The organism is Accumulibacter sp., assembly GCF_029255145.1.
Classification (GTDB): Bacteria; Pseudomonadota; Gammaproteobacteria; order Burkholderiales; family Rhodocyclaceae; genus Accumulibacter.
The window spans coordinates 22,852-31,412 of sequence record NZ_JAPUVQ010000016.1 but is presented as its reverse complement, the minus strand read 5'-3'; the positions used below and the strand labels follow the sequence as shown (position 1 = coordinate 31,412).

The window sequence follows — 8,561 nt, the reverse complement described above, 5'->3', positions numbered from 1 at the left end:
GCCTCGGCGGGCGCCCCCCGAACCCGCATGCGCTGGCCGACCGTCCGCCTGCTCGGGAAGCGGCCGGCTTCCTTGTCGTCCCCCTGACCACCCCGGTAAGGCCCGCACTTGTCTGCAAGCCCCACCCCCCCCAGTGCGCACCAGGCCGACCTGCCGCCCGGCATCGGCGCGCAAGCCGGCCGGGCGCACGACGACGCCCAGTGGGGCGCCTTTGCCGCCGCGGATAGCGCCGCCGAATTCTGCAGCAGCTGGCTATCGCTGCAGTGCGCGCAGGTCGCCGACGCCCGCACCGGCATGCTGCTCCTCGAACAGAGCAGCGGCACCTTCGTCCCGGCCGCCGTCTGGCCAAGCGAACAGACCGACGTCACCTATCTCGCAGCGGCCGCGCAGCAATGCCTGCGCGAGCGGCGCGGCCTGCTCCTGCGCGAACACCCCGGAGCCCTGGCCATCGTCGCCTACCCGATAGAACTCGACGATCAGCTCCAGGGAGCCATCGTCCTCGACGTCGCCGAGCGCGCCGATGACGCCCTGCAACGGGTCCTCAGGCAACTGCACTGGGGCGTTGGCTGGATCGAAACCCTGTTCCTGCGCCGCCAGAACAGCGACCAGCAGCAGACCCTGCAGCGCGCGCGCGCCGCACTCGACGTCCTCGCCGTCGCCGCCGAGCAAGCGCGCCTCGAACCGCTGGCGATGGCCGTCGTCAACGACCTCGCCAGCCGCTTTGCCTGCGACCGGGTATCGCTCGGCGTCGACCGGCAAGGGCGCGCGCGCCTGCTGGCGATCTCCCACTCGGCCTTCTTCGAAAAAAAGAGCCAGTTCGTGACCGCCCTCGAGAACGCCATGGACGAAGCGCTCGACCAGCGGCGCAGCGTCGCCTTCCCGCCGGCCGACGACAACGCCAGCGGAATCGCCATCGCCCATCGCGACTTTGCCGCCGCGCGCACCGCCTGCTCGGTCGTCCTCAACAGCCGCGGCATCGGCGTCGGCGTACTCACCTTCGAGCGCGACGACGGCCAACCCTTCAGCAGCGAAGAAATCAGCACCTTCGAAGCCGTCAGCGCACTACTCGGCCCGGTGCTTGACGACCGCCTCGAACTGCACCGCTGGCTGGCCGGCCGGCTGGTCGACTTGCTGCGCGACTGGTCGAGCCATCTCAAGGACCCGCGGCGACCCGGCTTTCGCGTCGCCCTGGCGCTCGCCGCCGTGCTGACCATCGGCGTCTTCGCGCTCGACGGCGACTACCGGGTCAGTGCCCGGGCGGTCGTCGAGGGCGAAGTCCAGCGCGCCGTCGTCGCCCCCTTTGACGGCTTCCTGCACGAAGCACCCGTACGCGCCGGCTTTGTCGTCAAGCAAGGGCAGACCCTGGCCAGCCTCGACGACCGCGACCTGCTGGTCGAGCGCCAGCGCTGGCTGTCCGAACGCGAACAGCACCAGGGGCGCTACCGCGATGCCCTGGCCAAGCACGAACGCGCCAACGCCAACGTCTCGCTGGCGCAGATGCAGGAAGCCGAATCACAACTGGCGCTGGTCGACGAGAAACTGACCCGCGCCAACATCGTCGCCCCGTTCGACGGCATCATCGTCTCCGGCGACCTGAGCCAACTGCTCGGGTCGCCGCTCGAACAAGGCAAGCAACTCTTCGAACTCGCCCCGCTCGACGCCTACCGGGTGATCCTCAAGGTCGAAGACCGCGACATCCGCGACGTCCACGCCGGTCAGAAGGGGACCCTGGTCCTGACCGGGCTGACCGGCGAAGCACTCGACTTCGAAGTCCACAACGTCTCGATGGCCGAAGCCGAAGACGGCAAGAACGTCTTTCGCGTCGAAGCCCGGCTCGCCCGCAGTGACCTCAAACTGCGCCCTGGCATGGAAGGCGTCGGCAAGATCAAGGTTGGCGAACAGACCTACGCCTGGATCTGGACGCACCGACTGACCGACTGGCTGCGCATGCAAGCCTGGACCTGGCTGCCCTAGCCGCGGCATGGCCGGCCCCTTCCTCAGCGCATCATGGTACCGGGTCGCCGAACTGCGGCCGCAGCTACGAGCGCACGCCCGCATCCACCGCCAGCGCTTTCGCGGCCAGCCGTGGTACATCCTGCGCGACAGCGCCTCGGGCAAGCTCCACCGCTTCAGCCCCGCCGCCTACCGGGTCATCCAGCTGATGGACGGCCAGCGGACCATCCACCACATCTGGAGCGAAGTCGCCGCCCAGGCCGGGGCCGAAGCACCGACCCAGGACGACGTGATCCGGCTACTGTCGCAGCTGCACGCCGGCGACCTGCTGCAAACCGAGCTGTCGCCCGACGTCGACGAACTGGCCGAACGCGGCAGCAAACAAAGGCGCCAGCGGCTCCTCCAACGCTTCATCAACCCCCTCTCGATCCGCATCCCGCTGTGGGACCCCGACCCCTTCCTGAACAGGACCTGGCCGCTCTTCAGTCACCTGTTCACCCCGCTCGGACTGCTGCTATGGCTGTCTGCCGTCGTCCCCGCGATCGTCCTCGCCGCCGTGCACTGGCACGAACTGACCGCCAACCTCAGCGACCAGCTACTCTCCGCGCACAACCTCCTGCTGCTGTGGCTGGTTTATCCCCTGATCAAGGCCCTGCACGAGCTGGGCCACGCCTACGCCGTCAAATCGGGTGACGGCGAAGTGCACGAAATGGGCATCATGCTCCTCGTTCTCGCGCCCATTCCCTACGTCGACGCGACCGCCGCCGGCGCCTTTCGCAGCAAGGCCCGACGCGCCCTGGTCGGCGCCGCCGGGATGCTGGTCGAACTCTTCCTGGCGGCGATCGCGATGGCCCTGTGGGTCCTGATCGAGCCCGGGCTGGTGCGCTCGATCGCCTTCAACGTCCTGTTCGTCGCCGGCGCGTCTACCCTGCTGTTCAACGGCAATCCGCTGTTGCGCTACGATGGCTACTACATCCTCGCCGACCTGATCGAAATCGCCAATCTCGGCAACCGCTCGAACCAATACTGGCAGTGGCTCGCCAAACGCTACCTCTTCGGAGCCACCACCGTCGAGCGGCCAGCGGCGACCGCCGGCGAGCGGCGCTGGTTCCTCTTCTACGGCTCTGCGTCCTTTCTCTACCGGACGCTGGTGATGATCATGATCACCCTGTTCATCGCCGGCGAGTTCTTCTTCGTCGGCGTCGTTCTGGCGATCTGGGGCGCGTTCACCCTGCTCGTCCTGCCGCTGGCCAAGGGACTCTCCTACGTGCTGTCGAGTCCCGAACTGCAGCGCACGCGCCGACGTGCCCAACTGGTCACCTTCGGATCGCTGGCGGCTTTCCTGCTGTTCGTCCTGGCGGTGCCGATGCCGCTGCGCACCTACGCCGAGGGCGTCGTGTGGGTGCCCGAGAATGCTGAAGTCCGCGCCGGCGCCAACGGCTTCGTCGAGCGGCTGTGGGTCGAACCCGAGTCGCCGGTCAGCCCCGGCGACCTGTTGCTGACGACCGGCGAGCCGGCCCTCGCCGCGAACGTCGAACAGGCGCGGGCGCGCGTTCGCCAGTTCGAGGTCCAGTATGCCGCGCTGATGTTCGAGGAACGCTCGCGGGCCGCCGCGATCCAGGAGGACCTGTTCCGGGAACGGGTTGCTCTGGCGCGTTCCGAAGAGAAACTCGACGCGCTGCTGGTGCTTGCCGCGGTGCCCGGCGTCGTCAAGCTGGCGCGGCCGCAGGACCTGCCGGGCCGTTTCGTGAAGAAAGGCGAACTGCTCGGCTACATCGTCTCCGGGCCACCGCGGCTGGTGCGGGTGATCGTCAGCCAGGACGACATCGCGCTGGTTCGCGAGCGGCGCCAGCACGTCGAGGTCAAGATTGCCGACCGGCTGGAGCGGACCTACGAGGCGCGGCTGATCCGCGAGGTGCCGGGGGCGCACGACCGGCTGCCGAGCAAGGCGCTGGCGCTGCAGGGCGGCGGTCAGCAGGTTACCGACCCGCACGACCCGAACGGTCTGAAAACCCTGCGGCGGTTGTTCCAGTTCGACCTCGAACTGCCGCCGGAGGTCGGCCCGCTGCAGATCGGCACGCGCGTCTTCGTGCGCTTCCAGCATCGCCCCGAATCCCTCGCCAATCAGTGGGCGCGACGCCTGCGACAACTCTTCCTGGCGCGCTTCGATGTCTAGGGCGCTGCTCGACAGCTGGCAGGTGGATGAGTTCGCCGGCGGCCTCTACCCGGAACGTCGCGACGTCAAGGACGGTCGCCTGGACCGCCTGATCGGCCGCTTGATCGGCCGCTGGGCGCAAAGCGGTCTGCCGCTGCGGCGGCAACGGCTGCGGCGCTTTGCCGATCGCGTCGAGGCGCTCGGCGGCGACTTGATCGGTGTCGATAGGCAAGAACTGAGCCGCAGAGCGTCGGCGCTACGCGCGACGCTGACCGCCGAGGGTCCGTCCGACGACGCTGCCAGCGAGTGCTTCGCGCTGGTGCGCGAAGTCTGCTCGCGCCAGCTCGGGCTGCGCCATTACCCGGTGCAGCTGATGGGCGGCTATGCCATGCTGCGCGGCTCGCTGGCCGAGATGCGAACCGGCGAAGGCAAGACCCTGACCGCGGTGCTGCCGGCGGTGACCGTCGCGCTCGCTGGTGCGCCGGTGCACATGATCACCGTGAATCCCTATCTCGCTGCGCGTGATGCCGAGTATCTGGCGCCGGTCTACGCGTTCTTCGGTCTGCGGGTCGGCCTGATCGTCCCCGACCAGGAAAGTGCGCAGCGCGTCGAGGCCTACGGCGCCGACGTCACCTACTGCGTCAACAAGGACCTGGTTTTCGATTATCTGCGCGATCGCATTACCCAGAAGCGAGTGTCTGTCGGCGCCCGTGGGTTACTCGACGGCTGGTTGACCGGGCCGCGCAAGCAGCAGCGGCCAGCGGCGCTGTTGCGCGGACTCTATTTCGCGATTGTCGACGAAGCCGACAGCGTGCTGGTCGACGAGGCGCGGACCCCCTTGATCATTTCCAGCGACGTCGAAGACCCGAACGGGCGTGTCCTCTACGAGCAGGCTCTGGCGCTTGCCGCCAGTCTGGCCAACGTGCGTGAATATCGCCTGCGGCCCAGCGAGCGCAGCATTGAGCTGACCGATGCGGGCCGTGCGGCGATCGCCGCATTCGCCTCGGGCCTGCGGGGCTTGTGGACCATCCCGCGCGCGCGCGAGGAACTCGTCGAGCAGGGGCTGTCGGCGCTGCACCTGTTCCAGCGCGACCGGCACTACATCATCGCCGACAGCAAGGTGCAGATCGTCGATGAATACACCGGCCGGGTGATGGCCGATCGTTCGTGGGAGCGTGGCCTGCACCAGATGATCGAGGTCAAGGAAGGACTCGACATCAGCAAGCGGCGCGACACCATCTCGCGGATTACCTATCAGCGCTTCTTTCGCCGCTACCTGTGCCTGGCGGGGATGACCGGTACGGCCATCGAGGTGGCGCCAGAAATGCGTTCGGTGTATGCGATGGACGTCGTCCGGATTCCCCCGAACCGTCCCGCGGTGCGCCGCCACCTCGGCCAGCGCGTATTCCTGGACGCCCAGGGGCGCTGGCGGGCGGTGGTCGAACGCGCCCGGGAAATGCGCGCCAGCGGCCGTGCCGTACTGATTGGCACCCGTTCGGTGGCAGCGTCGGAACTGGCGAGCCAGTGGCTGACCGACGCCGCGCTGCCGCATCAAGTGCTCAACGCCCGCCAGGATCAGGGCGAGGCGGAGATCATCGCGCAGGCGGGGCAGGCTGGCCGGATCACGGTGGCGACCAACATGGCGGGGCGCGGCACCGACATCGTGTTGAGCCCGGAAGTGCGGCAAGCAGGCGGCCTGCACGTGATCCTGTCCGAGTACCACGATGCCGCCCGTATCGACCGCCAGCTGTTCGGTCGCGCTGGTCGTCAGGGTGACCCGGGATCGTGCGAAGCGATCGTTTCGCTTGATGACGAACTGTTTCTCGCGCATGCTTCGCAGTGGCTTGGCTGGCTGCGCGGGCGGGTTTCTCCGGCTGGTGTGCTGCCGGCCGTGATGGGCCGCGCGCTTCGGCGGTCGGCGCAGGCGGCAGCCGAACGACAGAATTCACGGATTCGACAGTTGACGGTCGAGATGGACAGACGCATGGAACAGTCTCTGGCCTTTGCCGGAAAGGGAGAGTAGGAGATGGCGACGCGCTTGGGAAGAGCAGCGCGCTGCGCCTTGGCGCTGGCGCTGGCGTCGGTTGGCGCGGGCTACGCGGGCGAATTCGATTGCATCATCGAACCCAGCAAGACGGTCGACGTGCGCGCGGCGAGCGAAGGCCTGATCGAGAAGATCTGGGTTGACCGCGGCGATATGGTCAAAAAGGACCAGATCCTGGTGACGCTCGATTCGGGAGTCGAGCGAGCGGCAGCCGAATCGGCGCGCTATCGCGCGACGATGCAGGGAAAGATCCGGACCGGCGAAAGCCGTGTCGAGTTTTCGACGACCAAATACAAGCGCCGCGAGCAACTAGCGAGCCAGTCTTTCATTTCGCTGAGCGACCGCGACGAGGCGTTGACCGAGAAGCGGCTGGCTGATTCCGAGCTGCTCGAGGCGAAGGATGAACGTCGCCTGGCGGAGATCGAGTATCGCCGCCTTGCCGAGCAACTGCGCCTGCGGACCATCAAGAGCCCGGTTGACGGGGTGGTCGTCGACCGGCTCCTCAATGCTGGCGAACTTGCCGACAACCGCGACCTGCGCAAGCCGATCCTCAGGCTGGCCGACATCGGCACGCTGCACGTCGAAGTGCTGATGCCGATCGATGCCTTCGGAAAGCTGACGCCTGGCCAGACCGTCGAGGTCTTGCCCGAAGCGCCTGTCGGCGGTCGCTATGCGGCGACGGTGGCGGTCATCGACCGCGTTCTCGACGCCGCCAGCGGCACTTTCGGTGTTCGCCTGGCGCTGGCCAATCCCGGTTTGAAGCTGCCGGCGGGAATCAAGTGCCGGGCCAGCTTCCCGGCCATCGCCGGTCGCACGGCGGCGCCAGCGGCGAGCACTGCCCGCCCGCTGCCGAAGCCGGTGCCAGCGCCGTCCGGGAAGCCGATGTAGTTCCTGGCCACGCGCTGGCAGGTTGCCGGCCGCCGTGGCCGCTGTCCGACGCGCTGTCCTTGGTGTGGTAGCGGCGGAAGTGCCGCGACCGCGACCGGCCGATGTATAGTGATCGTCGGCGGTGCGTCGCTGGGCGGCTCGCCTGCTGCCGAACGGCAGGGCGCTGACCATTGCTGTGTCGGACGAGTCATGAGAAAAGGAGTGACCAATGAACAAGCCACCGGCGCCACCTCCGGAGCGCAAGGCCCATGCCGTCAGGCGAACAACGAAAAAGCCGCCTGCCGTCACCGCTGCTCCGGACTCCCGGCACGAGCCCGGTCTGATCGACCAGGTGCGCAGCATGGCCGGCAAGTTGCTCGACGTGAGCTCGGCAGCCGGCGTCGCCGGGCGAACGCTCGAGGCCGCCAGCAAGGTGTCCAAAGCGTTGTGGGACGGGCAGGCGATCGAGGCGGCTTCCGAGGTCTTGCGCGTGGTCTTGCCGAGTGCGGCGGAATCCGCTGCCTGGGCCAGGACCGGTGCCGCGATCCGGGCGATGCGCGAGGCCGCGGGCTTGACGATCGCTGAAGTCGGTGCGGCGATCGACCTCAAGGATCCGTCGCTGATCGAGGCCCTGGAGAACGGTCGCATGGCGTTGTCGTTCGAGTTGATTCTCCGTCTGGCGGCGGTTTTTGGTCGCCAGGATCCGATCGGTTTTGTCATGAGCTTGACCCGCACGGCTAATCCGGATTTGTGGAAGAGCCTCGAAACGCTCGGCGTCGGCAAACTGGTGCTGCAGTCGGTACGCGAGCACCAGTTCGTCAACGTCTACCGCAGTAATGACGCGGCGCGCGGCCTCAGTGACCAGGAATTCTCCGAGATCCTGAGCTTCACGCAGGCGGCGTTCGAGATGGCAATGGCCCAGCGTGAACGGTACAAGGCCCACCGTCGAGAGGCGCTACCGGACTCCGATCGGTGACGCCCGGCTGCCCGCTAGCTACTCCGCTGTTGGCCCACGCGCGTGCGCGTCGCTTGCAAGACGGCGCCATTTCTGTTATCTAGTCGTGTTTTTTCAAATCAGGGTTCCCGATAATGGCTGACGAGTTGCTGCACAAGCATTTCACCCCATACGTGCCAACAACTGGCGAGGAGTACATGAACAGCGCTCAGCTGGATCATTTTCGCGGCATCCTCGAGGCGCTCAAGAAACAGTTGATGGACGACATCGAGCGTACGGTGCATACCATGAAGGACGAGGCGACCGTTTTCGCCGATCCCAACGACCGCGCGAGTCAGGAAACCGACATCGCCATCGAATTGCGCAACCGTGATCGCGAGCGCAAGCTGATCAAGAAGATCGAGGAAACGATGGATCTGATCGAGAGCGGCGACTATGGCTATTGTGCCGCCTGCGGCGTCGACATCGGCATCAAGCGCCTGGAAGCGCGGCCAACGGCGACGCTGTGCATCGACTGCAAGACGCTCGAAGAAGTGCGCGAGAAACAGATCGCCAAGTAAGGGGTTGCGCCGGGGTTCGATCGATCC

At 67.0% G+C, this 8,561-nt stretch carries 6 protein-coding genes; all 6 read left to right on the top strand.

The window, feature by feature from the left end; genetic code table 11:
• Positions 1–108: 108 nt before the first annotated feature.
• The gene (locus Q1L50_RS01370; RefSeq protein ID WP_300335342.1) at positions 109–1,974 is read left to right on the top strand and encodes an HlyD family efflux transporter periplasmic adaptor subunit; all 1,866 of its coding nucleotides are present in this window, start codon (positions 109–111) and stop codon (positions 1,972–1,974) included.
• Positions 1,975–1,981: 7 nt separating this feature from the next.
• Positions 1,982–4,129 (top strand): PqqD family peptide modification chaperone, encoded by a 2,148-nt coding sequence (locus Q1L50_RS01365; protein ID WP_300335340.1) that lies wholly within the window; start codon positions 1,982–1,984, stop codon positions 4,127–4,129.
• Positions 4,122–6,131, top strand: a complete 2,010-nt coding sequence (locus tag Q1L50_RS01360; RefSeq protein WP_300335339.1) for a hypothetical protein — start codon at positions 4,122–4,124, stop codon at positions 6,129–6,131. The genes Q1L50_RS01365 and Q1L50_RS01360 overlap by 8 nt, the downstream gene beginning before the upstream one ends.
• A 3-nt stretch (positions 6,132–6,134) precedes the next feature.
• On the top strand, positions 6,135–7,040 hold the full coding sequence (locus tag Q1L50_RS01355; RefSeq protein ID WP_300335337.1) for an efflux RND transporter periplasmic adaptor subunit: 906 nt from the start codon (positions 6,135–6,137) through the stop codon (positions 7,038–7,040).
• 208 nt (positions 7,041–7,248) lie between these two features.
• Positions 7,249–7,995, top strand: a complete 747-nt coding sequence (locus Q1L50_RS01350) for a helix-turn-helix transcriptional regulator (RefSeq protein WP_300335335.1) — start codon at positions 7,249–7,251, stop codon at positions 7,993–7,995.
• A gap of 113 nt (positions 7,996–8,108) precedes the next feature.
• Positions 8,109–8,534, top strand: coding sequence for an RNA polymerase-binding protein DksA (gene dksA / locus Q1L50_RS01345; protein ID WP_300335333.1), 426 nt, complete (start codon positions 8,109–8,111; stop codon positions 8,532–8,534).
• The last annotated feature ends 27 nt before the right edge of the window (positions 8,535–8,561 follow it).

Excerpts from the sequence above, each read along its gene's own strand:
- Q1L50_RS01355 (WP_300335337.1), top strand. The coding sequence starts at position 6,135 with ATGGCGACGCGCTTGGGAAGAGCAGCGCGCTGCGCCTTGGCGCTGGCG.
- Q1L50_RS01350 (WP_300335335.1), top strand. The coding sequence starts at position 7,249 with ATGAACAAGCCACCGGCGCCACCTCCGGAGCGCAAGGCCCATGCCGTC.
- Q1L50_RS01360 (WP_300335339.1), top strand. The coding sequence starts at position 4,122 with ATGTCTAGGGCGCTGCTCGACAGCTGGCAGGTGGATGAGTTCGCCGGC.
- Q1L50_RS01365 (WP_300335340.1), top strand. The coding sequence starts at position 1,982 with ATGGCCGGCCCCTTCCTCAGCGCATCATGGTACCGGGTCGCCGAACTG.
- dksA (WP_300335333.1), top strand. The coding sequence starts at position 8,109 with ATGGCTGACGAGTTGCTGCACAAGCATTTCACCCCATACGTGCCAACA.